Below are 23550 nucleotides of genomic sequence, written 5' to 3'. Positions count from 1 at the left end.
AAATGCCGGAATGCGTCCGGATGCCTCGGTACCATTGCGTGCCGACACGCGTGCGACTTCCCCCTCTGGCGGCATGCCGCCATGATGCGCGGGCCGGCACGTTCGGCTCGCAGGAGGAATAAAAGTCATGACCAATGGCAGCTCCGATCCGCGCACGGCGCGCGTTTCGGCGGAGGAGGCCTTGGCGCTGCATGCCTCGGGTCGGCCCGGCAAACTGGAGACGCGGATCTCCAAGCCGTTGACCACGGCACGGGATCTCTCGCTCGCCTATTCGCCGGGCGTTGCCGAACCCTGCCTGCGCATCCATCGCGATCCGGCGGCGGCCTACGACTACACCACCAAGGGCAACATGGTCGCGGTGGTGTCCAACGGCACGGCGGTGCTCGGCCTGGGCAACCTGGGGGCGCTCGCCGGCAAGCCGGTGATGGAAGGCAAGGTCGCGCTGTTCAAGCGCTTCGCCGATGTCGATGGCATCGACCTCTGCATTTCCACCGAAAATATCGACGAATTCGTCAACTGCGTGCGCTATCTCGGCCCCAGTTTCGGCGGCATCAACCTCGAGGACATCAAGGCACCGGAGTGCTTCGTCATCGAGCAACGCCTGCGCGAGCTGATGGACATCCCGGTATTCCACGATGACCAGCACGGCACCGCGATTGTCGCCGCCGCCGGGCTGATCAATGCCTGCCACCTGACCGGGCGCGACCTGGCCCGCACGAAGCTGGTGGTGAACGGCGCCGGCGCGGCGGCGATCGCCGGGGTGGAACTGCTCAAGGCCCTGGGGATGCGGCAGGAGAACATCCTGCTCTGCGACACCAAGGGCGTGGTCTACCAGGGCCGCACCGAGGGCATGAACCAGTGGAAGAGCGCGCATGCCGCCACAACGAGCGCGCGCACGCTCGCCGAGGCGCTGGAAGGTGCCGACGTGTTCTTCGGCCTGTCGGTGAAGGGGGCGCTGACCCAGGAGATGGTGCGCGGCATGGCCGCCCGGCCGATCATCTTCGCCCTGGCCAACCCCGATCCGGAGATCACCCCGGAGGCGGCGCGCGCCGCCAGCCCGGAGGCGATCATCGCCACCGGCCGCAGCGACTATCCCAACCAGGTCAACAACGTGCTCGGCTTCCCCTACATCTTCCGCGGCGCGCTGGACGTGCGGGCGAGCACCATCAACGAACGCATGAAGATCGCCGCCGCCCAGGCGCTCGCCCAGCTCGCGCGCGAGGACGTGCCCGACGAGGTGAACGCCGCGGCCGCCGGCAACCGGCTGCGCTTCGGGCCTGACTACATCATTCCCAATGCCTTCGATCCGCGGCTGATCAGCCGCCTGCCGCCGGCGGTGGCGAAGGCCGCCATGGACTCCGGTGTGGCGCGCCACCCCATCACCGACCTGCGCAAATACGCCCGCGAGCTGTCCGGCCGGCTCGACCCCACCGCCAATGCGCTCGACGCCATCATGGAAAGCGTGCGCGCCGAGCCGCGCCGGGTAGTGTTCGCCGAGGGCGAGGAGGAGAAGATCGTCCGCGCGGCGGTGGCCTTCCGCAACGCCGGCTACGGCACGCCGGTGCTGATCGGGCAGGAAGACCGGGTGCGCGCCACGCTCGCCACGCTCGGCCTGGGCGATGGCAACGGCATCGAGATCCTGAACGCCCGGCTGTCGCAATCCACCGCCCGCTACACCGACTTCCTGTACCAGCGGCAGCAGCGGCGCGGCCTGCTGCTGCGCGACTGCCAGCGCCTGGTCAACCAGAACCGCAACGTCTTCGCCGCCTGCATGGTCGCGACCGGCGAGGCCGATGCGATGATCACCGGGCTGACCCGTGCGACCTCGGTCTGCCTTGAAGATATCGGCCGGGCGATCGATCCCGCCCCCGGCGGCATCGCCTTCGGGCTCACGCTGATGGTGGGCATCCGTGGCGCCACCATCTTCATTGCCGACACGCTGGTGCATTTCCGCCCCTCGGCCGAGCAGTTCGCCGACATCGCCGTCGGCGCCGCGGCGGCGGCACGCCGGCTCGGCCACGAGCCCCGGGTGGCGTTGCTGTCCTATTCGACCTTCGGCAGCCAGATCTCGGCGGCGGGCAATGCCATTCGCGACGCGGTGGCCATCCTCGACGGCCGCGGCGTGGACTTCGAATATGACGGCGAGATGAGCCCCGACGTGGCGCTCGACGAGTCCTACCGGGCGCTCTACCCGTTCTGCCGCCTGACCGGGCCGGCCAACGTGCTGATCATGCCGGGGCTGCACTCGGCCCTGATCACCTCGCGGCTGGCGCCACGGCTGGGCGGGGGCGGCACGATCGGGCCGCTGATCATGGGCCTGTCGCACGCGGCGCAACTGGTGCCGATGGACGCGACGGTCAGCCAGATCGTCGACATCGCCACTCTCGCCGCGCACCAGACGCTGCAACGCTGAGATCGTCTGCGCCCGCCGGGGGCGGCGTCATCCCCTGGCGGGCAGGCCCTGCCCGCTGCCGGGATCGAGGCGGTGCAGGCAGGTGCGTTCGCTGACCCGTGCCGCCCGTCGCCAGGCGGCATGGGCCACGCGGGGTTCGTCGCTGTCAGGAAACAGGATCAGGTCGAGCCGGCACTCCACGCCCGCCACGTACAGCCAGACCTCGGCGGGGCCGTCGCGCCGGCGCAAGGCCGGGCGCCCGAACATGGCGAACAGGTCCTCCGCCGAGGCGCCGATCAGGTCCTGGGTGGCGGCGGGCGGGGGGCGCTGTGGCGGGGGCGCCGCAGGGGCGGAGGTCCGCTCCGCCGATGGCGGGGCGGACACGCAGGCGGGGGCCAGCAGCGCCACCCCCAGCGCTGCGGCGCGAAACGTCCCGCTCAGTCCTGTTCGATGGACGCGGTCGGGGCGGCAGCCGGCACCGGCGCCGAGGTACGAAGCGGCGAGACCGGGGCGGGGTCGGTCAGCATTTCCATGCGGCCGCTGATCTGCCCGCCGTCCTCGACCTGCAGGCGGCGGCAACGGGCGGTGCCGAGCAGCTTGCCGCTGGCACGCAGGATCAGGTTGCCGCGCGCGGTCAGGGTGCCGTCGATGGTGCCGGCGACCTCGGCGTCCTCGACCTCGACCTCGCCCTTGAACACGCCGCCGGGGGAGACCACCAACTCGGCGGCCTGGATCATCGAGGCCTCGACCGTGCCCTCGACCACCAGGCGCTCGGCATCCTGCACCGTGCCCTGCAGCGAGATGCCACGGCCGACCACGAGCGTGCGGCGCTCGGTCGGCTCACGCACCTGCGGGCGCACCGGGGCCATGCCGGGGCGTGGCACGCCGGACCCTGGCTGCGGCTGCGGCTGGATCCCGACGGGTGCAGTGGGATTGGCGGCGAACGGCGCGCGGCTCATGGGCGGAGCCTCCTTCGGCGGAGCAGGGCGAAACGGGGGAACACCGAGGCCGGAATCGGTCGAACGCGTCGCGTCGTCCGGTCCGGGGGCCGCGTTTCCGGCCGGGCGCACCTGGTCCTGCCCACTGGCCGGGGCATTCAGGGTCGGCTCGGCAGCCGGGGCTTCATCGGGTTTGCGGCGCTTGAACACGAGGGCTCCGATTCACTCGGGTGAACGTTGGCGCCGTTGGCCTATCACAGTGGTGCGCGGGCGAACAACCAGGACGTGAAGATGGATTGAGTGCTGGAACGAGCACTGCGTTGCAATCATGACTGGACTGCAGCCGGTTCGGAGAAACAGGCACACAATTGCATTACCTCTTTCCATCTCCGGCGCCACCGATATTGGGCCATGGCGCGGCCGGATCGGGTGTCAATGCTCGGTGCGTGCCATGATCGTGTCATGGGGGAAGCCGAACCGGGTATCAGTCGCGGGCGTGCAGCACATGCACCATCGCCGCCGTGCCCAGGACCGGCGCGAGCAGGTTGAGCAGCGGTATCACACCCATCGCCGCCATCAGGCCCCCTTGCACGATCACCGCCCCACGCTGGCGCCGGTACAGCGCGGTGGCGGTGTCCCGGTCCATGCGGCGCATCGCCACCGCCACGAACAGCCCGCGGCCGATCGCCCAGGCGGCGATCAGCCAGCCCAGCACCAGACCGATTCCAGGCAGCAGCAGCGACAGCAGCAGCGCCACCACCTGCAGCGCCAGCACCCGCGCGCCGAGCGCGATGCCGTCCCATATCTGCACGCTCAGGGCGGCCGGGCGGGCCGGCGGGATGGCGGGGTAGTAGCGGTGTTCCACCGCGTCGGCCACGCGATCGACGAACAGGCTCGCGATCACGGTCGCGACCGGCAGGAACAGGAACAGCGCCAGCAGCCCGCCGCCCACCGGGCCGGCGGCATAGCCGAGCCAGCCGGCCCAGTTCGGCCCCCAGCTCTGCCCGGCCTCGTGCCCGGCCCAGGCCAGCAGCCCCGCCACCGCCGCGAAGGCCAGCACGGCCCAGGCGATGCTGCGCAGCACCACGCCCAGGAACACCGGGTCGTCGAGCTGGGACACGGCGCGGATCGGGGGCAGCAGCAGCGTCATGATGAACTCCGGTGAGTGTGGGGGCCGGGCGGGCGGGTTGCGGGGGCGCGGGTTGCGGGGCAGGGGGGCGGGTGATAGGCGGGGCGCGACCCCGCCCGTGGAGATCCTGCAGCACATGACAAGTTCCGCGCCCGCCGGAAAGGCCCGCTTCGACATCCTTGGCATCGGCAACGCCATCGTGGATGTGGTCGCGCCGGTGCACGAGGCGTTCCTCTCGAAGCACGACATGCACAAGGGCGCGATGGCGCTGATCGACGAAGCGACCGCCGAGCGCCTCTATGCCGACCTGCCGGCTGGCCAGGAGAGCAGCGGCGGCTCGGTGGCGAACAGCTGCGCCGTCGCCGCGGCGCTCGGCGCGCGGGTGGCGTTCCTCGGGCGGGTGGCCGACGACCAGCTCGGCCAGGTGTTCCGCCACGACATCGCCGCGGCGGGCGTGCATTTCCCGACCCCGCCGCTGGCGGGCGGAGCCTCCACGGCACGCTGCCTGATCGCGGTGACGCAGGACGGGCAGCGCACCATGAACACCTATCTGGGTGCCTGCGTGGCGTTCGGGCCGGACGAGGTGGACGCGGCGCTGGTGGCGGAGTCGGCCATCACCTACCTGGAAGGCTACCTGTTCGATCCGCCGGCGGCGCAGGCGGCCTTCCGCAAGGCCGCCGCCGCGGCGCATGCGGCGGGGCGGCAGGTGGCGCTGTCACTGTCGGACGCGTTCTGCGTGAACCGCCATCGCGACGGCTTCCGCGAGCTGGTGGCCGGGCATGTGGACATCCTGTTCGCCAACGAGGCCGAGATCTGCGCCCTGTACCAGTGCGACAGCTTCGAGGCGGCGGCCGCGTCGGTGCGGGGCGAGGTGGCGCTGGCGGCGCTGACCCGCAGCGAGGCCGGCAGCGTGATCCTGCGCGGCGCCGAGACGGTGACCGCCGCGGCGGTGCCGACCGAGGTGGTGGACACCACCGGCGCGGGCGATGCCTATGCCGCGGGGTTCCTGGCGGCCTACACGGCCGGGCGCTCGCTCGCTGCCGCCGCGCGGCTGGGCAGCATCGCCGCAGCCGAGGTGATCAGCCATTACGGCGCCCGGCCGCAGCGCGAACTGGCCGGTGAGATGGCGGCGCTGGCGGATTGATGGCCAGGGGGGCCGGGCCCGTCCCGGTCCCCGCCGGTGCGTGCCGTTCGCCCGGACGTTGTTTCAGACTGTATCAGAACCCATCGAGGCGTTTCGGCGTTCCCTGTCTGCCGGACCCGGGTGAATTTCCCCGGGTCCGGCGACGCTTTCACGGGAGAACGCCGAATGCACAAAGTGCTTCTCGCTTCGGTCGCGCTGCTCGCGCTGACCGCAGGTGGCGTGTCGGCACAGCGCGCGGGCGACGCCAGCCCCGAGCAGTTGCTGCGCAACGCGCAGGACGCCCTGCAACACCATCGTACCGCCGCGGCCTCGGAGGCGCTGGAGCGGGCCGAGACCCGCCTGCTCGACCGCTCGGTGGTGGGATCGGCCGCCGACCAGCCGGATGCCAGCCCGATGATCGAGAATATCACGGCGGCCCGGCAGGCGCTCGGACGCGGCGATTTCAACGGTGCCAGCCAGCAGGTGGACCAGGCGCTCGCGGCGGGCGGGGGCACCGGCATGAACCCGGCCCCGGCCGCATCGGCCATGCCGCAGGGCGGCCCGGGCATGCCCAATAACATGCCTGATAATATGCGCGGGACCGAGGATGGCGCCCTGGGCGCCGGTGGTGCCGCCGGCACGGCGGGTGGCATGCAGCAGCCTTATAGTGGGTCCGCCACCCCCGTTCCCGCGGGCGAGCCGGCCGGCACAGGTCAGTAGCCACAGCGGCCCGGGCCTTCGTCGGATGCATGCCGGAGGCCCGGTTCGCGACGCCGTGACATGTCCGGGTGAACCGTTTCGGCGCTCTGGTCGTTGGGGGGGTGACGCGCCCGCCTGCAGGCGGGCGCATCGCACTCGCAAGGGAGAATGCCAGATGCGCAATCTGCTTCTTGCCTCGGCGGCCCTGCTGGGGCTGGCCGTGGGGGGCGCTTACGCCCAGACGACCTCGCCCGGGCTGGGCAACGCCTCCCCGTCCGGCAGTGGCACCGGGCTCCAGGATCAGGGAAGCGGCGCCTGGACCGGCGGCACCGCGCCGCGCAGCAACCGGTCGAGCAATACCGGCACGGGTGACGTGCACAGCACCCAGGCCCAGCGCCTGCCCACCCCCCGTGTCGGCACCGACGCCGATCCCGACCAATACCTGCGGGCGGCCCAGACCGCGATCACCCAGCGCCGCACCGGCGCCGCCCAGGAAGCGCTGGAACGGGCGCAGACGCGTCTGCTCGACCGCGCGGTGGCGCCCTCGCTCGCGGCCGAGCCGGTCGCCGATCCGCTGGTCCAGCAGCTCTCCGATGCGCGCCAGGCGCTGGGCCGCGGCGACCTCGCCGGGGCCAACCGCATCATCAACCAGGTGCTGGCCGTGTCCGGGGGGACGGAAGCGGGAGGCGGCAGTCGGGCCGGCCTGGGACCCGCCGACACCGGCAGCCCGGTCGGGGGCGGCGCGCTCGGGGCGGGCGGTGGCGCCGGCATCGGTCCGGGCGGCGGCATGGGCGCCGACGGCAGCGGCATCGGTGGCCCGGGCGGAGGGGCGGGGACGGGCGAGCCCACGGTCGGCACGCCGGGATACCCGCGCTGATGATCTGAGCTGCCGGATCGGGACTCGAAAATCGCGTCCCGATCCACTATCTGGGGGCCAGAGCTTGGCGGGCCGTCGCGGGGGAACCCTTTCGCGACGGCTCTTGCCGCATGCGACAAAACCTCCCGAAGGCCCCAATGGACATCCGCAACATCGCGATCATCGCCCATGTCGATCATGGCAAGACCACGCTGGTCGACCAACTGCTGCGGCAGTCCGGTGCCTTCCGCGAGCACCAGCAGGTTGCCGAACGCGCGCTCGACCGCAATGACCTCGAGCGCGAGCGCGGCATCACCATCCTGGCGAAATGCACCTCGGTGGTGTGGCACGACACCCGCATCAACATCGTCGACACCCCCGGCCACGCCGATTTCGGCGGCGAGGTGGAGCGCATCCTCGGCATGGTGGATGGCGCCATCGTGCTGGTGGACAGCGCCGAGGGTGTGCTGCCGCAGACCAAGTTCGTGGTCGGCAAGGCGCTGGCGCGCGGGCTGCGGCCGATCGTGGTGGTGAACAAGATCGACCGCCAGGACGCCCGCCCCGACGAGGTGCACGAGGAGGTGTTCGACCTGTTCGCCGCCCTCGGCGCCACCGACGCACAGCTTGACTTCCCGATGCTGTACGCCTCCGGCCGTCAGGGCTGGGCGGACGTGGCGCTGGAAGGGCCGCGCAAGGACCTCTCGGCGCTGTTCGACCTGGTGCTGCGCCACGTGCCGGCGCCCGTGCTGGATACCGAGGCGCCCTTTGGCATGGTCGCCTCCATCCTCGACTACGATAACTACCTGGGCCGCGTGCTGACCGGCCGGGTCGAGCAGGGCCGCGCCCGGGTGAACATGCCGGTGCGGGTGCTGCGCGCCGACGGCTCGGTGGTGGAGATCGGGCGACTGACCAAGCTGATGTCTTTCCGCGGGCTGGAGCGCGTGCCGGTGGAAGAGGCGGAGGCGGGCGACATCATCGCCGTCGCCGGGCTCGCGGAGGCGACCGTGCCGGATACCATCGCCGCGCCCGAGCTGCCGGCGGCACTGCCGGCGATCCCGGTCGATCCGCCGACCCTGGCCATGACCTTCCGCATCAATGACGGTCCGCTCGGCGGGCGCGAGGGCAAGAAGGTCACGTCGCGCCAGATCCGCGACCGCCTGCTGCGTGAGGCCGAGGGCAACGTCGCCATCCGCATCACCGAGAGCAGCGAGAGCGAGGCTTTCGAGGTCGCCGGGCGCGGCGAACTGCAGCTCGGCGTGCTGATCGAGACCATGCGGCGCGAGGGCTTCGAGCTGACCATCGGCCGCCCGCGCGTGCTGACCCGCCAGAATCCGGAGACAGGCGAGCGCGAGGAGCCGATGGAAGAGGTGCTGGTCGATGTCGACGAGCCCTATACCGGCATCGTCGTGGAAAAAATGAGCCTGCGCAAAGGCGAGATGCAGGACATGCGCCCCTCGGGCGGCGGCAAGGTGCGGCTGACCTTCCTGATGCCGAGCCGCGGCCTGATCGGCTACCACGGCGAGTTCCTGACCGACACCCGTGGCACCGGCATCATGAACCGGCTGTTCCACGGCTACGGCCCCTGGAAGGGCACGATCGAGGGGCGCCGAAACGGCAGCCTGATCAGCACCGAGAATGGGGAAGCGGTGCAGTACGCGCTGTTCTACCTGCAGGAGCGCGGCACGCTGTTCGTCGATCCCGGCGACAAGGTGTACGTGGGCATGATCCTGGGCGAGCACTCGCGGGACAACGACCTCGAGGTCAACCCGATCAAGGAGAAGAAGCTCACCAATATCCGGGCCGCGGGCAAGGACGAGGCGTTGCTGCTGACCCCGCCGCGGCGGATGTCGCTCGAACAGGCGATTGCCTATATCGAGGATGACGAGCTGGTGGAGGTGACCCCGTCCGCCGTGCGCCTGCGCAAGCGCTACCTCGACCCGCACGAGCGCAAGCGTTTCGAGCGGCGGGTGGAGAGCGACGCGGTCGCCTGAGGTCTTCCCCGATCTGGTTTCATGCGATGGCCGGGCCTGTCCCGGCCATTTGCATGTACACGGCCGGCTTGTGGCGGGGGGATTGCGGCGCCTCCGCCACAGTACGCGCAGGGCGCGTGCCGGTCGTGAGGCGATCGGCTTGCAGTTGCTTCCGGCCGTGTGGTAACAAATTCGTCAATCACAGGGAGGTGATCTTGCGACGAGGCAAGTAAGATCGCCTGGGAAGATGCGCTCGCTGGCAGTTCTCTTCGGAAGATAGTCCCGAAATGCCATGCGTCGGCTCTGGTTCCTGGCGGCAACGTCGAGGAGAGCAGACCATGCAGCGTGCGAACACGATCAACGGCCTTGTCTTTCCCGGCGACGGGCAGGAACGACTCAATTTCCTCACGGCGGCGCTGCTGACCGGCTTCGGGCCGTTCATCGTCGTCTATCTCACCCGGCAAGGCTGGAGCCCGGCCGAGATCGGCTGGGCGGTGACGACCGCCACCGTGGCGGCGATGGCCGGCCAGGTGCCGGCCGGGGTGTTGGTGGACCGCCTGCCCTGCAAGCGATGGGCGGCAGGGGGAGCACTGATCGCCATCGGCGTGGCCGCCGCCCTGCTGGCCTCCTGGCCAGGGCTGGTGCCAGGGCTGTTCGCCAGTGTGGTGCAGGGGTTCGGTGGCTGCCTGCTCGGGCTGGCGCTGGCGGGGATCGCCGTCGGGTCGGTGGATCGCGGGGCCCTGACATTGCGGTTGGCGCGCAATCTGCGGTTCAGCGCCGCGGGGAACGCGTGCGGCGCCGTGGTGATGGGCGGTTGCGGCATGCTGCTGTCCCCGGCGTCGGTGCTGTGGTTGGCCGCGTTGCTGTGCCTGCCCTGCCTGCTGGTGCTGCGGGCGATGCCCGCGTCCGGCCCCGCTTCCGGCCACACCCCGGCATCGTCGCGAGATCCCCGCCCGAAGCTGTGGCCCTCCGATTGTCCGGGGATGTTGCCCTTCGCCGCGGTGGTGGTGCTGTTCCAGTTCGGCAATGCCGCGCTGCTGCTGCTCAAGGCCGCTGACCTCGGGGCCGCCGAAGGCGCGCGCGCCAGCCTGGTCGTGGCCGGCTGCATCGTGCTGCCGCAACTCACCATGATCATGGTGTCCCCCTTGCTCGCCCGGGCCACGGAACTTTGGGGCAGGCGCCATGTCATGGCGCTGGCCCTGGCCATGCTGCCCTTGCGCGCCCTGCTGTTCGCGGTGGTGAGCGACCCGATGGTGCTGGTGCTGGTGCAGGCACTCGACGGCATCAGCGGCGCGGCCTTCGGCCTGCTGGTACCATTGACGGTGGCCGACCTGACCCGTGGCAAGGGGGGGTTCAACGTGGTCGCGGCGGCGATCGGCCTGGCCGGCGGGATGGGGGCGGCGCTCAGCGCCGGCTGCGGCGGCAGCCTGGCGGCGGTGGTCGGCACCACCCCGGCCTTCCTGGCCTTCGCCGTGATCGGCCTGGCCGCAGTCGGGCTGTATGCGATGGTGGTCGGCCCGGCGCCGGTGATCCGGCCGAACCGGGTGCCCGGCAATGCGGCGATCGCTTCGGGCGGCCGGAAGGCACCGGGGGCGACCGGCCGGTCGGGAGGCAGGCCGGGGCTGGCCGAGCGCGTCCGTTCCGGAGGGGGCTGGCGCCATGCCATGGCGCCGAAGCAGAAGGCCCCGGGCCCCTTGCTGCCGATGCCCCCCGCCGCCCCGCCGTCTCCTTCCGCTTCATTGCTGCCGGTGCGCAGCCAGGCGGCATAGATCCCCCGCCGCCCCGGCCGCGGGCTGCACAAAGCACGGCATCACTGGTGAGCGGGCGCAACCGGGGTCGGGGCGTATCGTTTGTCGGGCCATGCAGTTCGCAGCACCCCCCGCGCACGCGGCATCAACATCCTCGGCCGAGCGGCTGCTTGCCGAGTACCAGATCGTCCGGGGGCACACCGAACGCCTCGCCGCCGCGCTGACCCCGGAGGATCAGTGCGTCCAGTCCATGCCGGATGCGAGCCCGGTGAAATGGCATCGTGGTCACACCACCTGGTTCTTCGAGGAGTTCGTGCTCGGCCCGCATGCGCAGGGGTATGCGGGGTTCGATGCGGCCTGTCGCTTCCTGTTCAACTCCTATTACGACACCGTCGGTCCCCGGCAGCCGCGACCTCGCCGCGGATTGATCACGCGTCCCTCGGCCGGGGAGGTCGGGCGCTATCGGGCGCATGTCGACCAGGCCATGGCCGCGCTGATCGGGGCGGGCGAGGCGCCGGGCGCGCTGGTGCTGCTGGGCCTGCAGCACGAGCAGCAGCACCAGGAATTGCTGGTCACCGACATGATGCACGCCTTCGCCGCCTCGCCGCTGGCCCCCGCGGTGCTGCCCGGCTGGCGTGAGCCGGCCGGCATGGAGGGGGAAGCAGGCTGGCTGGATCTGGCCGGTGGGCTCGCCACCATCGGCCATCGCGGCGGCGGGTTCCGTTTCGACAACGAGACTCCCTCGCATCTGGCCTTGCTGCGCCCCTATCGGCTGGCGGATCGCTGCGTGCGCAACCGCAACTGGCTGGAATTCATGCAGGACGGCGGCTACCGCACACCGACGCTGTGGATGTCGGATGGCTGGGAGGTGGTGCAGCGGGAAGGCTGGACCGCGCCGCTTTACTGGCGGGACAACGAGGCCGGATGGGCGCAGATGGGGCCGGGCGGGCTGGCGCCGCTCGATCCCCGGGCGCCGGTGCGGCATGTGAGCTGGTACGAGGCCGACGCCTTCGCCCGCTGGGCCGGCGCGCGATTGCCCACCGAGGAGGAGTTCGAGCATGCACTCGGGCTGGTGGCGCTGCACGAGGTCACCGGGCATGTCTGGCAGTGGACCGCCTCGCCCTACCGTCCCTATCCGGGCTTCGTGCCGGCTGCCGGGGCGATCGGCGAGTACAACGGAAAATTCATGGTCAACCAGATGGTGTTGCGCGGCGGATCCTTCGCCAGCCCCCCCGGTCACGCCCGCCCGACCTACCGCAACTTCTTCCATCCCGACCGGCGTTGGCAGGTGAGTGGCCTGCGCCTGGCCCGGGACGCCTGATCATTCCGGGCAAATAACAACAGAAACAGAACGGGAGAGAGGACATGCTCGACATGTCCGGCACGCTCGACGCCGCGGTCGCGGCGGAGGCGCTGGCGGGACTCGGGCGCAGCCCGAAGACCTTGCCGGCCAAGCTGTTCTACGATGCCAAGGGGTGCGCGTTGTTCGACGCCATCACCCGCCTGCCCGAATACTACCCGACCCGCACCGAGCTGGCCTTGTTGCACGCGACCGTGCCTGCGATCGCGCGGAGGGTGCCGCCGCGCAGCGTGCTGGTCGAGTACGGCGCGAGCAGCGAGGACAAGGCCGAAATCCTGCTCGAATGGCTGCAGGCTCCGGCGGCCTACGTGCCGATCGACGTGGCGGCTGCCGCCCTGGCGGCGCTGCGCCGGCGCATGCAGGCGCGCCTGCCGGTGCATCCCCTGGTCGCGGATTTCCTCCGCCCGCTGGTGCTGCCGCGCGAGGTCGCGGGTCACCCGGTGTTCGGCTTCTTTCCCGGATCGACCATCGGCAATCTCGAGCCCGATGTCGCCATCTGCTTCCTGCAGCAGGTGCGCGACACACTCGGCGCCGGGGCGCTGTTCCTGGTCGGCGTGGACCTGCGCAAGGACCCGGCGGTGCTGATCCCGGCCTATGACGATGCCGCCGGGGTGACGGCGGCCTTCAACCTCAATCTGCTGGCGCGGCTCAACCGCGAGGCCGGCGCGGCGTTCGACCTGTCTTCCTTCGTCCATGACGCCCGCTGGAACGAGCAGGAGGGACGCATCGAGATGCATCTGGTCAGCCTTCGCGCGCAGACCGTGCGCGTCGCCGGGCACAGCGTGCGTTTCGAGGCCGGCGAGAGCATCCATACCGAGAACAGCTACAAGCACACTGTCGGGGGCTTCATCGCCCTGGCCGCGCGCGCGGGCTGGCGCAGCGCCGGGCTGTGGCGCGATGCCGCCGGCCTGTTCTCGCTGCATCTGTTGACCACGGAGGATCGGGATGAAGCATGAGCTGCGGGCGGCACTTTGCGGGGTCGCCGCCGCCGGGATTCTGTTCATCGCCGCGCCGGCGGCCGCGCAGGGACCGGCGCCGGGATCGCGCGCCGATACCCCGACGGCACCGCCATCGAAGAATGAGGGATCGATGGGCGGAGATGCCGGCAGGCCCCAGGGCGGCGTGATCACGCCGCCGGCGCATGTCGATCCTGACATCGCCCGGCAGCCGCCGCCCGACACCAGGTTTCCGCTGCCTGTGATTCCGCCTCCGGGCACGCCCGGTGGCGATCAGAGCGTCAGGCCGAAATAGGCCGGCGAGACGCGGGCCGACGAGAGTCGGCCACGGGTCAGGTCTTCTTTTTCGCCGTCGGCTTGCCGGCGGTCTTGGTCGGGGCCTTGCTGGTCTTGGCGGCCGCGGCCTTCACCGGAGGCGTCGCTTTCGCGGGGGGCGGCGCCACGGGCTCGGCGACGGACGCAGTGGCCGCCGGGGCCGGAGCGGATGTGCGCGCCGCAGGCGAAGTCGCCGGTGGCGTTGCCTCGGCCGGTTTCGTCGCGGCGGGTGCGGGCGTTGCGGTCACCGGCGTCGGGACATGCCCGTTATGGACGGGTTCCGCCTCGACCTGCTGGCGGGCGGCGTACCAGAATTCATGGTCGCGTCCGTCCGGACGGCCGGCTTCTTCCCACAGGCGATAAGCGAGATCGCGGGTGCGCTGTTCCAGATCAGCCATCATCGCTCCTCGATGCATGTTGAGACTCGCGCGCCATGATGGGGCAGGCGGGGGGGTAATGCGAGGGTCTCATGCATGCGGGCGTGCCCGTGAGGTCAAATTGGGTCCGGAATGAAGGGAAACGGGCCGGGATAGCGTTCAACGAAGGCGGTATGCGACACGATGCCGCCGCCGGCGATCTGCACGTGGAGCTGGAAGGCCGGCGGCTCGAGTCGCCACGCGGAGGGTTTGTCGTCGAACAGATCGAGCTCGACGATATGCGCGACCCCCGGACCCACCGAGGCGATGGCCTGCGCGACATTGCCGGTGATGACGCGATGATGGTGGCCGCAGATGATGCGCTGCACCTGCCGGTGCCGCGCCACCACCGCCGCGAAGGCGGCCGGGTCGCGCAGGATGATCCGGTCCATGTGGCCGACGCCGCAGGCGAAGGGGGGGTGGTGCATGCCGATCATGGTCGGCCGGTCCGGCGCCGCCGCCAGGGTCGCCTCCAGCCAGGCGAGGCGTTCGGCGCAAAGCTCGCCTTCGGTGCGGCCGGGGATCAGCGTGTCGAGCATCACCAGCCGGACCGGCAGGTCCTCCACCACATACTGGACGAAACGGGGATGGCTGGTCACGCCGGGCAGGTGCGCGAGTTCGCTGCGCAGGACCTCGCGATCGTCGTGATTGCCGGGCACCACATACACTGGCATGTCGATCAGCCGTGCCAGCATCCCGGCGAAGTTGCGGTATTCGGCGGCCAGCCCGTTCGCGGTCAGGTCGCCGGTGATCACCACCGCATCCGGCCGCGGCCGGAAATCGCGCACGGCGAGCAGCGCCCGCTCGGTGAGCATGTTGGTCTCGCAGATCCGCATGGCCGGCAGGCCGGGGGGGCGGACATGCAGGTCGGTCAGCTGAGCCAGGATCATGCGGGCTATTCTGCCAGCTTCGGTGCGATACGCCAAAGAGTGCCGTTGGCGTCCTCGCTGACCAGCAGGGCGCCGTCGCGCGCCACCGCCACCCCCGCCGGGCGGGCCCAGACGCGCCCCGCCGCCGTCGTGAACCCGGTCACGAAATCCTGGAAGGCGCCGGTGGCCCGGCCGTCGCGGAATTGCAGGCGGATCACCTTGTAGCCGCTGGGGTGGCTGCGGTTCCACGAGCCGTGCAGCGCCACGAAGGCATCCCCGCGGAACTCCGGTGGGAAGGCGGCGGGGCCGGACGTCCCATCGTAGAAGGCGATGCCGAGCGGCGCGCCGTGCGCCGGCAGCAGCACGTCCGGCACCAGCGTCCGCTCCGCCAGCTCAGGACGGCGTCCGGCCAGGCGCGGGTCGGGATGCGCGCCGATGTAGAACCAGGGCCAGCCATAGAACCCACGTTCGCGCAATGAGGTCGCGTAATCGGGGGGCAGGTCGTCGCCGAGCCCGTCGCGTTCGTTGGTGACGCACCACACCGCCCCGGTCCCCGGCTGCACCGCCAGTCCCGAGCAATTGCGCAACCCGGTCGCGAACGGCCGGAAACCGCCGCCATCGGGGGCGAACTGCAGAACGGCGGCGCGGCCCGCCTCGTCGCCCCAGGCGGCGCCGATGCCGCGCGCCGTTTCCCAGGCGGCGAGTCCGCCCCGCGGCGCGGGGCCCATGTGCTGGGCGACGTTGGTCTCCGAGCCGATCGCGACGAACAGCCGCGACCCGTCCGCTGCCACGGCGAGATCGCGCGTCCAGTGCCCGCCTTCCGGCAGGCGGGACAGCACCGTCTCGGCCGGCCCGCGCGCGCGGCGGTCGCCGGCGCGGTAGGGATAGCGCAGCACCCGGCCGGTTTCGGCCACGTAGACGAAGCGGGGATCGGCCGGCGGCCAGAAGGCGATGCCGAAAGGCAGGGTCAGGTCGGCGGCGAAGGTGTCCGGCGGCGGGGCCGCGGGGGCTCCGTCCCGGGCCGGGAACACCAGCACTTTTCCCCCGCCGCTTTCGGCGAGGAAAATGTCGCCGTTGGGGGCGCGGCGGATCACGCGGGGCGTCGACAGTCCGGAGGCCCAGAGCGAGGCGGTGAACCCGGCCGGGACCTGCGGCAACGCCCCGGCCGGCGGTGCCACGACGCGGGAGGCGTTGCTGGTGGATCGCGTCGCGTAGGGCGGCGGCAGCTCGGCGGGATCGATGCGCTGCCACTGTGCCTGGGCGGTGGCCGGCAGCAGCAACAGCAGCGCAAGCGCCCCTCGTGCTACTCCGCCGCCATCCGGGGGGGATCGACCATTTCGCTGGCGCGTTGCAGATCGACCGAGAGCACCCGCGAGACGCCGCGTTCCTGCATGGTCACGCCGTACAGGCGATCCATGCGGGCCATTGTCACATGGTGGTGTGTCACCACCAGGAACCGCGTGCCGGTTTCCCGGACCATGTCTTCCAGCAGGGTGCAAAACCGCTCCACGTTCGCTTCGTCCAGGGGCGCATCGACCTCATCGAGCACGCAGACGGGCGCGGGGTTGCACCGGAACACCGCAAAAATCAGCGACAATGCGGTCAGGGCCTGTTCGCCGCCCGAGAGCAGCGACAGCGTGGCGAGTTTCTTGCCGGGGGGTTGCGCGTAGATTTCCAGCCCCGCCTCCAGCGGGTCGTCCGAGCCGACCAGCGCGAGGTGGGCGCGCCCGCCCCCGAACATGCGGGTGAACAGCGCCTGGAAATGCTGGTCCACCTCGGCGAACACCTGGCTCAGCCGCTCGCGGCCTTCGCGGTTGAGATGGCCGATCGAGCCGCGCAGCTTGGCGATGGCGGTGGTGAGTTCCTCGCGCTCGCGGGCGATGGTGTCGATCTGCTTGCCGATCTCCTCGGCCTCGACCTCGGCGCGCAGGTTGACCGGCCCCATTTCCTCTCGCTCGCGCTGCAGGCGTTCGAGCTTGCGGCGGGCCTTGTCCTCGGTGTCCGGGCCGATCTCGGCGGGCGGGTCGGGCAAAGTGGGGTTGTCGCCGAGGCGTTCGAGGATGCGTTCGGCGACCACGCCCCAGGCCTGGTCGGCCGCGGTGGCGTCGCCCTCGGCGCGGACGACGTGTTCGCGCGCGGCGGCCAGCGCCGCTTCGGCGGCGCGGGCGTGGCGGTCGGCCGCGCTTGCTTCCTGCTCGGCCCGGTGCAGCACGTCGGCGGCCTGGCGGTGGGTGGCCTGGGCGGCTTCCAGCGCCTGCAGGGCGGCGGCGCGGCGCACGGCGATCTCGGCCGGCGCGGCCTGCAGGGCGGCGTGTTCGGCGCGGACTTCGTTGGCGCGGGCGGTCAGGTCGATCAGCCGCCCTTCGGCATCCTGCGCCCGCATCGTCCAGTCGCCACGTTCCGCCTCCAGGGTGCGGCGGCGATGGGCCCGCCCGCCGGCGGCACGGCCGAGCGCGTCGCGGGCCTCGCGGGTCTCGCTCTCGCGGGCGCGTGCCGTGGCCAGGGCGTCACGCGCCTGGTCCATGGCGGTGCGGGCGGCGGCGGGGTCGTCGAGCCCGGCCATGGCGGCGCGGGCGTCGCGCAGCCCGGCTTCGGCCTCCGCCGCCTCGGCGGCGAGCCGGGCGTCCTGGCTGTCGAGGGCGGCGCGGCGTGCCTCGGCGTTGGCGGCGCGGGTGGCCAGCGCGCTGGCGGCGGCGCGGGCGCGTTCGAGGCGCTGCTCGGTGTCGCGGCGGGCGGTGCGGGCCTGCTGCTCGGCGGCGTTTGCGCTCCGTTCCGCGGCTTCGGCGGCGGCGCGAGACTCGCGTTCGAGTCGCTCGGCCGATTCGCGGGCGGCGCGTTCGGCGGCCTCGGCCTCGGCGCGGGCGCCGCGCTCGCGGCTTTCCGCCTCGGCCTGGGCGGCACGTTCGATACTGTCCGCCTCGGCGCGGGCGGCGCGTTCGGCGGCCTCGGCCTCGGTGCGGGCAGCGCGGGCGGCCTCGGCCTGTTCGGTGGCGGCGGCGAGGCGGGTGCGCAACTCGGCGAGGCGGTTGCGCTGCTGCAGGCGGATCGCGGCCGGGGTCGGGGTGCCGGCCTGGATGACGTAGCCGTCCCAGCGCCACACCGCGCCGGCGCGCGAGACCAGCACCTGTCCCGGCAGCAGCCGTGGCTGCGCCGCGCCGCCATCCTCCACCAGCCCGATCTGCGACAGGGCGCGGGCGAGCGCCGCCGGCGCCTGCACCAGCCCGGCCAGCGAGGGCACGCCATCGGGCAGGGGGGGCATCGGGTCGAGCGGCGGCAATTCGCGCCAGTGCCGCGCCGCGTCGGTGTTGGCGGCCGAGTCCAGCTCCTCGCCGAGCGCCGCGCCGAGGGCGGCTTCCAGACCGGCCGGCACGGTGAGCTGGTCGACCATGCGCGGCCAGCGCTCGCCGTCGCGGGCGGACAGCACCTCGGCCAGGGCCTGTGCCTCGGCGGCGAGTTTCGCCCGTGCCGATTCGGCGGTGGTGGCGGCCTCGCGCGCGGCGGCCAGCGCCGCCTGGGCCTCGGTGCGCAGGCGCAATGCCCGCTCGCGTGAGTCGGCCCGCAGCTTCGCCGCGTCTTCCTGGGCGGCGCGGCGCAGTTTCGCCGCGGTCTCGGTCCCGGTGGCGCGCAGGCGCTGTGCTTCCTCGGCGGCGGCGGCGCGGCTGCGGGCGGCTTCCTGCAAGGCAGCGGCACGGGCCTGCTCGGCCTGTTCCAGGGTGGCACGTGCGTCGGCCAGCGCGGCTTCCGCGGCCTCGCGCTCGGCCTCGGTCGCCTGCAGCGCGGCGGGATCGACCAGTTGGGCAGTGACCTCGGCGCGCTCGGCGGCCAGCCGCGACTGTTGCTCGGTCAGCCGGCGCATGCGCGTCTCGGCGGCGGCCAGCGCCTCGGACAGCGCGCGGTGGCGGGCGGCGAGGTCGGCGGCGTGCTCGGTCGCCCGCGTGGCGGCGGCATCGGCGGCACGGGCGGCCTCCGCCGCTTCCGCCGCCGCGGCCTCGGCGCGGTCCATGTGCGCCGGATGGGCCGCGTCCTCGGCCTCGATCCGTGCCAGTTCGGCGGCAAGGCGATCGAGCGCGGCGGCGGCGTCCTGCTTCACCTGGCCGGCATGGGCGAGGTCGCGCGTCACCTGTTCCAGCCGGGCGGTGGCGGCCTGCAAGGCTTCCTGGGCGCGCGCCTCCTCGGCGGCGATCTGCTCGCCGGCGAGCCGGTGGCGTTCCAGCGCGGTGCGGGCCTCGCCCTCGGTCTCGCGCAGCGGCGGCAGGGCGGCGGCGGCGGCGGTGGCGGCTTCGGTGGCGGTGGTGGCTTCGGTGGTGGCCTCGGCCACGGCGGTTCCGGCCGCGTGCAACGCCCGCTGCGCGGCGGCGCGGGCGGTTTCCACTTTGGCGCGCTGGATCGCCAGCAACTCGGCCTCGGCGGTGCGGATCAGGCCGGAAATCGCGCGGTAGCGGTTGGCCTGGCGCGCCTGCCGCTTCAGCCCGTCGAGCTGGCCTTCCAACTGGCCCCTGAGGTCCTCGGCGCGGGCGAGGTTGGCCTCGGCGGCGCGCAGCTTCAGCTCGGCCTCGTGGCGACGGGCGTGCAGGCCGGTGATGCCGGCGGCTTCTTCCAGGATCGCCCGCCGGTCGTCGGGGCGGGCATTGACGATGGTGCCGACGCGGCCCTGGCTGATCATGCCGGAGGAGCGCGCGCCGGTGGCGAGGTCGGCGAACAGGGTCTGCACGTCGCGCGCCCGTGCCTCGCGGCCGTTGACGCGGTAGAGGCTGCCGGCGCCGCGCTCGATGCGGCGGGAGATCTCCAGCTCGGGCGCTTCGTGGAAGGGCGGCGGCGCGGCCCCCTGCGTCTCGGTCAGCTGCAGCGTGACCTCGGCGATGTTGCGCGAGGGGCGGTGGGCGGTGCCGGCGAAGATGACGTCGTCCATTTCGCCGCCGCGCAGCGAGCGGGCGGAGTTCTCGCCCATCGCCCAGCGCAGGGCCTCCACCACGTTGGACTTGCCGCAGCCGTTCGGGCCGACGATGCCGGTCAGGCCCGGCAGCAGGTCGACCACGACCGGTTCGGCAAAGCTCTTGAATCCCGCGATGCGCAGGCGGCTGAAGCTGACGGGCAACGTCTGTCCCCCGGATGCGGTCGGGCCGCCGGCGTCAGCCGGCGGCGGCGACGTACTTCGCGAAGGCGTCGTAGCCGAGCGCGCCCGATTCGACGCGGTCCTTCGCCTTCGGTCCCTTGAATGCGAAGCTCGGCGTGGCCTCGATGCCATAGCTCTTCGAGGCTTCCTCGCGCCGGGTGAGAATCCACGTGCGCAATTCGGTGTCGGCGATCGCCCGGTTGAACGCCTCGCGCGGCATGCCGGCGAGGGCGGCCATGCGCGCCAGTTCCTCGGTGGTGTTGACCCCGCGGGCGAAGGCCCAGCGGTCCTGGGTGGCGAGCAGCGTGGTGACGAACGGCTCGTAGCGCTCCGGCGGCAGCGAGCGGGCGATGGCGGTGGCCATCAGCGCCACCTGGTCGAGCGGGAAATCCCAGTAGACCAGGCGCAGGCGGCCGGCCTCGATCAGCTCGCGATGCACCCGCGGCATGGTGTCGCGCGAGAAGGCGGCGCAGTGCGAGCAGGTGAGCGAGTAGAATTCAATCACCGTTACCGGCGCATCGGCGCGGCCGACCGCCCGCTCGGCGAAGCGGGGATCGTCGGATGGCGTCGCGGCGGCGGCCCGGCGCAGCGGCGCGCCGGCACCGAACGCGGCAAGACCTGCTCCCAGCCCTAGTATGACACGACGCGAATGCGGCATTTTAACCTCAATATCTGGGGGTTGTGTTGGCACATTGGCCGGGTGAAGTCGAGCCCGCCCTCCCGCGTGGCCGGGTGGATCACCGCTTGCGGCCGGACAGCACGACCCGGCCGAGCGATTCAATGGCATCCCGCAATGGCCCCGGTGGAAGCGACTCGACCGCCTGCCGGGCGGCCTCGACGGCCTGGGGTGGTGGCGGCGGGGCGGGCCTCGCCGCCGGTGGCGGATCCTGCACGAAGCGCAACTGGGTGACGGCGACCTTGCCGAGATGGCCGTTGATACGTTCCTTCACCGTTTCGGACAGGTGCTGCAGTTCCATCGCCACCGGACCGGTGCAGGCGATGGTGAGCGTGCCCGAGGCGGTGAGTTTCCGTGGCATGGTTTCGGCGGCCAGGCGCGGGCCGATGATCATCTCCCAGTCGGCCACCAGTTGCGCGGTGGCCGGGGCGCGGCGGCGGAAGCTCGGTTTCAGCAGCGCCGGCACCAGCGCCCCGATCGGGCGGGGGCCGTAGACGAACCGCGCGGGCTCGGGGCGGGGCGCAGGCGCGTCACCCCGCTGCTTGTCCTTTCCCTGATCCGCCCCCATACCCACTCCGTGATCCCCGCCGCCGCCCTGCTCGCCTGGTACGATCGCCACCGCCGCCGCCTGCCCTGGCGCAGCCTGCCGGGCGAGCGGCCCGACCCGTACCGGGTCTGGCTGAGCGAAATCATGCTGCAGCAGACAACCGTGGTGGCGGTCGTACCCTACTACGAAACTTTCCTGGCGCGATTCCCCACTGTGGCGGCGCTGGCGGCGGCGCCGGAAGAAGAGGTGATGCGCGCCTGGGCAGGACTTGGCTACTACGCGCGCGCCCGTAACCTGCATGCCTGCGCCAAGGTCGTGGCGGCGCGCGGGGACTTCCCGCGCGATGTCGACGCGCTGCGCGCCCTGCCGGGCATCGGGCCCTATACCGCCGCGGCGGTGGCGGCGATCGCCTTCGACGTGCCGGCCGTGCCGGTGGACGGCAATGTCGAGCGGGTGGTCGCCCGGCTGTTCGCGATCACCGACCCGTTGCCCGGATCCAAGCCCGCCATCGCCGCCGGCGCGGCCCGGCTGGGGACGGATCCTGACGCGCAGGCCCGGCCCTCGGATTTCGCCCAGGCCCTGTTCGACCTCGGCGCTACCATTTGCACACCGACGACTCCCGCCTGCGCCCTGTGCCCTTGGCGGGCGGGCTGCGCCGGGCAACGCGCGGGGATCGCCGCGGAGCTGCCGCGCAAGGCGCCGAAAGCGGCGCGCCCGCTGCGGCACGGCGCGCATTTCTGGCTCACCGACGGAACCCGCGTGCTGCTGCGCCGCCGTCCCCCCCGCGGCCTGCTCGGCGGCATGGCCGAACTGCCCGGCACCCCCTGGCGCGCCGAAACCTGGGCCGCCGCCGAGGCCCTGGCGCATGCCCCCATGACCGCGTCCTGGCGGCCGGCCGGGGAAGTGCGACATGGGTTTACCCATTTCGAATTGCGCATCGCCCTGTTCGCCGCCCGGGTCGACCACATCCAGGCGGAGGGGTTCCTGCATCCCCTCGCGGAGATTGACGCAGCCGGGCTGCCCTCGGTGATGCGCAAATGCGCCGCCGCGGTGCATCCGGGGAAAGGAAAGCGCTGATAAGACAAGGGCTTCGCCCTTGACCCACCAAGGGCCGGCCCCTTGGTCCGCTTCGCGGCCCAAGCCCATTCGCGCTGCGCGGCACAGTAAGCTCGTGGCGGATTGCGCTGCGCTTATCCGCCCTACACGTTTTGCGTCGCACAGCAAACGTAGGGCGGATAAGCGCAGCGCAATCCGCCATCGCAACGTTCCACAAGATAGCCGCCGATCCCGATTCATAAACAACTCTGATCGAACACATCGAAAGCATGCGTTGGTTTTCTGGATGACGCCGGCGGATCATGCGCGCCTCGCCTCCAGGAGCCCCCGATGCCCGAACCCACCACCATCGCCGCCGCCGCCCTGCCCGAACGGGCTTCCCTGCTGCACCGGGCGTCCGGTCCTGTTCCCGGCCTGCTGCTGACCGTCACCATCGCCGCCGCCGCCTATGCCCTGCGGACCATTCCCGGCGTGAACAGCTTCAGCCCGATGATCATCGCCATCCTGCTGGGCATCGCGCTGCACAACACCATCGGCACGCCGGCGCGCGCCCGCGCGGGCGTGGTGTTCAGCATGCGGCGGCTGCTGCGGCTGGCGATCATCCTGCTCGGCCTGCAACTGACCACGCAGCAGGTGATCGCCGTCGGCGGCCCCGGCATGCTGATCATCGTGCTCACGCTGCTGGCCACCTTCCTGGCCACCAAGGCACTCGGACGGCTGTTCGGCGTGGACCGGCGGTTGGCCGAGCTGATCGCCGCGGGCACCTCGATCTGCGGCGCCTCGGCGGTGATCGCCACCAATTCGGTGACGCGCGCCCCCGACGAGGACGTGGCCTATGCCGTCGCCTGCGTGACCGTGTTCGGGTCGCTGTCGATGTTCCTCTATCCCGCGTTGCCCGGGCTGCTGCATCTGGATGCCCATCTTTTCGGGCTGTGGAGCGGCGCCTCCATCCATGAGATCGCCCAGGTCGTGGCCGCCAGCTTCCAGGCCGGGCAGGAAGCCGGTGAATTCGGCACCATCGCCAAGCTGAGCCGGGTGATGCTGCTGGCGCCGCTGGTGCTCGGGCTCGGGATGGTCGCGGCCCGGCATGCGGCGGCGCATGCGCACGGGCGGGTGCAGGCCCGCGCGCCCATGCCCTGGTTCGTGTTTGGCTTCATCGCGCTGATCGGGGTGAACAGCCTGGGCGTGGTGCCGGGGGCGGCAAAGGACCTGCTGGTGCCGGGCACCACCTTCCTGCTGACCGTGGCCCTGGCCGCAATGGGGCTGGAGACCGACCTGCGCAAGCTGCGCGCCCGCGGGCTGCGGCCGCTGGCCCTGGGGGCGGCCTCCTGGCTGTTCATCTCGGGCTTCAGCCTGGCGCTGATCGAACTGGTGTATTGATCGGGCG

General features: G+C 71.8%; 20 protein-coding genes. 11 read left to right on the top strand and 9 right to left on the bottom strand.

Annotation, left to right across the window (positions count from 1 at the left end; translation table 11 throughout):
• Positions 1-127: 127 nt before the first annotated feature.
• The gene (locus tag NBY65_RS07270) at positions 128-2413 is read left to right on the top strand and encodes an NADP-dependent malic enzyme (protein ID WP_150039901.1); all 2286 of its coding nucleotides are present in this window, start codon (positions 128-130) and stop codon (positions 2411-2413) included.
• Positions 2414-2440: 27 nt separating this feature from the next.
• Here NBY65_RS07270 and NBY65_RS07265 read toward each other — a convergent pair whose 3' ends face one another.
• The 3 genes from NBY65_RS07265 to NBY65_RS07255 form a co-directional block, all read right to left on the bottom strand.
• A complete protein-coding gene (locus NBY65_RS07265) occupies positions 2441-2800 on the bottom strand; it encodes a hypothetical protein (protein WP_150039903.1) in 360 nt (119 codons plus the stop codon).
• A gap of 29 nt (positions 2801-2829) precedes the next feature.
• A complete protein-coding gene (locus NBY65_RS07260) occupies positions 2830-3351 on the bottom strand; it encodes a bactofilin family protein (RefSeq protein WP_203330412.1) in 522 nt (173 codons plus the stop codon).
• A 463-nt stretch (positions 3352-3814) separates the two neighbouring features.
• Positions 3815-4480 carry an EI24 domain-containing protein gene (locus tag NBY65_RS07255; RefSeq protein ID WP_162530457.1) on the bottom strand — a complete coding sequence of 222 codons (666 nt, stop codon included), beginning with the start codon at positions 4478-4480 and terminating at the stop codon, positions 3815-3817.
• 115 nt (positions 4481-4595) lie between these two features.
• On the opposite strand from NBY65_RS07255, the gene NBY65_RS07250 reads away from it, so the two are divergent.
• The 8 genes from NBY65_RS07250 (at position 4596) to NBY65_RS07215 (ending at position 13466) form a co-directional block, all read left to right on the top strand.
• Complete coding sequence (locus NBY65_RS07250) at positions 4596-5603, top strand: adenosine kinase (RefSeq protein ID WP_150039906.1); 1008 nt, start codon at positions 4596-4598, stop codon at positions 5601-5603.
• Between the two features lie 165 nt (positions 5604-5768).
• Positions 5769-6302 (top strand): hypothetical protein, encoded by a 534-nt coding sequence (locus tag NBY65_RS07245; RefSeq protein ID WP_150039908.1) that lies wholly within the window; start codon positions 5769-5771, stop codon positions 6300-6302.
• Positions 6303-6456: 154 nt separating this feature from the next.
• Positions 6457-7158: a hypothetical protein gene (locus tag NBY65_RS07240; RefSeq protein WP_162530458.1), complete on the top strand. Its 702-nt coding sequence runs from the start codon at positions 6457-6459 to the stop codon at positions 7156-7158.
• A 137-nt stretch (positions 7159-7295) separates the two neighbouring features.
• A complete protein-coding gene (typA, locus tag NBY65_RS07235; RefSeq protein ID WP_150039910.1) occupies positions 7296-9128 on the top strand; it encodes a translational GTPase TypA in 1833 nt (610 codons plus the stop codon).
• Between the two features lie 317 nt (positions 9129-9445).
• Entirely contained in the window at positions 9446-10876 is a 1431-nt protein-coding gene (locus NBY65_RS07230; RefSeq protein WP_162530459.1) for an MFS transporter, read from the top strand.
• A 91-nt stretch (positions 10877-10967) separates the two neighbouring features.
• Positions 10968-12176, top strand: coding sequence for an ergothioneine biosynthesis protein EgtB (egtB, locus tag NBY65_RS07225; protein ID WP_150039912.1), 1209 nt, complete (start codon positions 10968-10970; stop codon positions 12174-12176).
• A gap of 44 nt (positions 12177-12220) precedes the next feature.
• Entirely contained in the window at positions 12221-13171 is a 951-nt protein-coding gene (gene egtD, locus NBY65_RS07220) for an L-histidine N(alpha)-methyltransferase (protein WP_150039913.1), read from the top strand.
• Entirely contained in the window at positions 13161-13466 is a 306-nt protein-coding gene (locus tag NBY65_RS07215) for a hypothetical protein (protein WP_150039914.1), read from the top strand. Before egtD ends, NBY65_RS07215 begins: the two co-directional genes overlap by 11 nt.
• A gap of 37 nt (positions 13467-13503) precedes the next feature.
• Here NBY65_RS07215 and NBY65_RS07210 read toward each other — a convergent pair whose 3' ends face one another.
• The 6 genes from NBY65_RS07210 to NBY65_RS07185 all read right to left on the bottom strand — a co-directional run bounded on the left by NBY65_RS07210 (position 13504) and on the right by NBY65_RS07185 (position 21128).
• Positions 13504-13884 carry a DUF2934 domain-containing protein gene (locus tag NBY65_RS07210; protein WP_162530460.1) on the bottom strand — a complete coding sequence of 127 codons (381 nt, stop codon included), beginning with the start codon at positions 13882-13884 and terminating at the stop codon, positions 13504-13506.
• 95 nt (positions 13885-13979) lie between these two features.
• Complete coding sequence (locus NBY65_RS07205; protein WP_150039916.1) at positions 13980-14792, bottom strand: phosphodiesterase; 813 nt, start codon at positions 14790-14792, stop codon at positions 13980-13982.
• A 5-nt stretch (positions 14793-14797) separates the two neighbouring features.
• Positions 14798-16051, bottom strand: a complete 1254-nt coding sequence (locus tag NBY65_RS07200) for a PQQ-dependent sugar dehydrogenase (RefSeq protein ID WP_162530461.1) — start codon at positions 16049-16051, stop codon at positions 14798-14800.
• Positions 16052-16074: 23 nt separating this feature from the next.
• The gene (locus NBY65_RS07195; protein ID WP_239002715.1) at positions 16075-19866 is read right to left on the bottom strand and encodes a chromosome segregation SMC family protein; all 3792 of its coding nucleotides are present in this window, start codon (positions 19864-19866) and stop codon (positions 16075-16077) included.
• A 34-nt stretch (positions 19867-19900) separates the two neighbouring features.
• Positions 19901-20542 carry a thioredoxin domain-containing protein gene (locus NBY65_RS07190; protein ID WP_162530462.1) on the bottom strand — a complete coding sequence of 214 codons (642 nt, stop codon included), beginning with the start codon at positions 20540-20542 and terminating at the stop codon, positions 19901-19903.
• Between the two features lie 79 nt (positions 20543-20621).
• Positions 20622-21128 (bottom strand): DUF721 domain-containing protein, encoded by a 507-nt coding sequence (locus NBY65_RS07185; RefSeq protein WP_150039920.1) that lies wholly within the window; start codon positions 21126-21128, stop codon positions 20622-20624.
• Here NBY65_RS07185 and NBY65_RS07180 point away from each other — a divergent pair.
• Together NBY65_RS07180 and NBY65_RS07175 are read left to right on the top strand one after the other, a co-directional pair.
• Complete coding sequence (locus NBY65_RS07180; RefSeq protein ID WP_408894921.1) at positions 21117-22184, top strand: A/G-specific adenine glycosylase; 1068 nt, start codon at positions 21117-21119, stop codon at positions 22182-22184. The two genes, NBY65_RS07185 and NBY65_RS07180, sit on opposite strands and share 12 nt — an antisense overlap.
• A gap of 309 nt (positions 22185-22493) precedes the next feature.
• Entirely contained in the window at positions 22494-23543 is a 1050-nt protein-coding gene (locus tag NBY65_RS07175) for a YeiH family protein (RefSeq protein WP_150039922.1), read from the top strand.
• Positions 23544-23550 lie beyond the last annotated feature (7 nt).

This window comes from Rhodovastum atsumiense, from assembly GCF_937425535.1.
Classification (GTDB): Bacteria; Pseudomonadota; Alphaproteobacteria; order Acetobacterales; family Acetobacteraceae; genus Rhodovastum; species Rhodovastum atsumiense.
This window is presented reverse-complemented; position numbering and strand designations above follow the sequence as displayed.

Bases quoted from the DNA above. Each gene is read 5' to 3' on its own strand.
- NBY65_RS07270 (WP_150039901.1), top strand. From the start codon at position 128: ATGACCAATGGCAGCTCCGATCCGCGCACGGCGCGCGTTTCGGCGGAG.
- NBY65_RS07260 (WP_203330412.1), bottom strand. From the start codon at position 3,351: ATGAGCCGCGCGCCGTTCGCCGCCAATCCCACTGCACCCGTCGGGATC.
- NBY65_RS07255 (WP_162530457.1), bottom strand. From the start codon at position 4,480: ATGACGCTGCTGCTGCCCCCGATCCGCGCCGTGTCCCAGCTCGACGAC.
- NBY65_RS07250 (WP_150039906.1), top strand. From the start codon at position 4,596: ATGACAAGTTCCGCGCCCGCCGGAAAGGCCCGCTTCGACATCCTTGGC.
- NBY65_RS07245 (WP_150039908.1), top strand. From the start codon at position 5,769: ATGCACAAAGTGCTTCTCGCTTCGGTCGCGCTGCTCGCGCTGACCGCA.
- NBY65_RS07240 (WP_162530458.1), top strand. From the start codon at position 6,457: ATGCGCAATCTGCTTCTTGCCTCGGCGGCCCTGCTGGGGCTGGCCGTG.
- typA (WP_150039910.1), top strand. From the start codon at position 7,296: ATGGACATCCGCAACATCGCGATCATCGCCCATGTCGATCATGGCAAG.
- NBY65_RS07230 (WP_162530459.1), top strand. From the start codon at position 9,446: ATGCAGCGTGCGAACACGATCAACGGCCTTGTCTTTCCCGGCGACGGG.
- egtB (WP_150039912.1), top strand. From the start codon at position 10,968: ATGCAGTTCGCAGCACCCCCCGCGCACGCGGCATCAACATCCTCGGCC.
- egtD (WP_150039913.1), top strand. From the start codon at position 12,221: ATGCTCGACATGTCCGGCACGCTCGACGCCGCGGTCGCGGCGGAGGCG.
- NBY65_RS07215 (WP_150039914.1), top strand. From the start codon at position 13,161: ATGAAGCATGAGCTGCGGGCGGCACTTTGCGGGGTCGCCGCCGCCGGG.
- NBY65_RS07210 (WP_162530460.1), bottom strand. From the start codon at position 13,884: ATGGCTGATCTGGAACAGCGCACCCGCGATCTCGCTTATCGCCTGTGG.
- NBY65_RS07205 (WP_150039916.1), bottom strand. From the start codon at position 14,792: ATGATCCTGGCTCAGCTGACCGACCTGCATGTCCGCCCCCCCGGCCTG.
- NBY65_RS07190 (WP_162530462.1), bottom strand. From the start codon at position 20,542: ATGCCGCATTCGCGTCGTGTCATACTAGGGCTGGGAGCAGGTCTTGCC.
- NBY65_RS07185 (WP_150039920.1), bottom strand. From the start codon at position 21,128: ATGGGGGCGGATCAGGGAAAGGACAAGCAGCGGGGTGACGCGCCTGCG.
- NBY65_RS07175 (WP_150039922.1), top strand. From the start codon at position 22,494: ATGCCCGAACCCACCACCATCGCCGCCGCCGCCCTGCCCGAACGGGCT.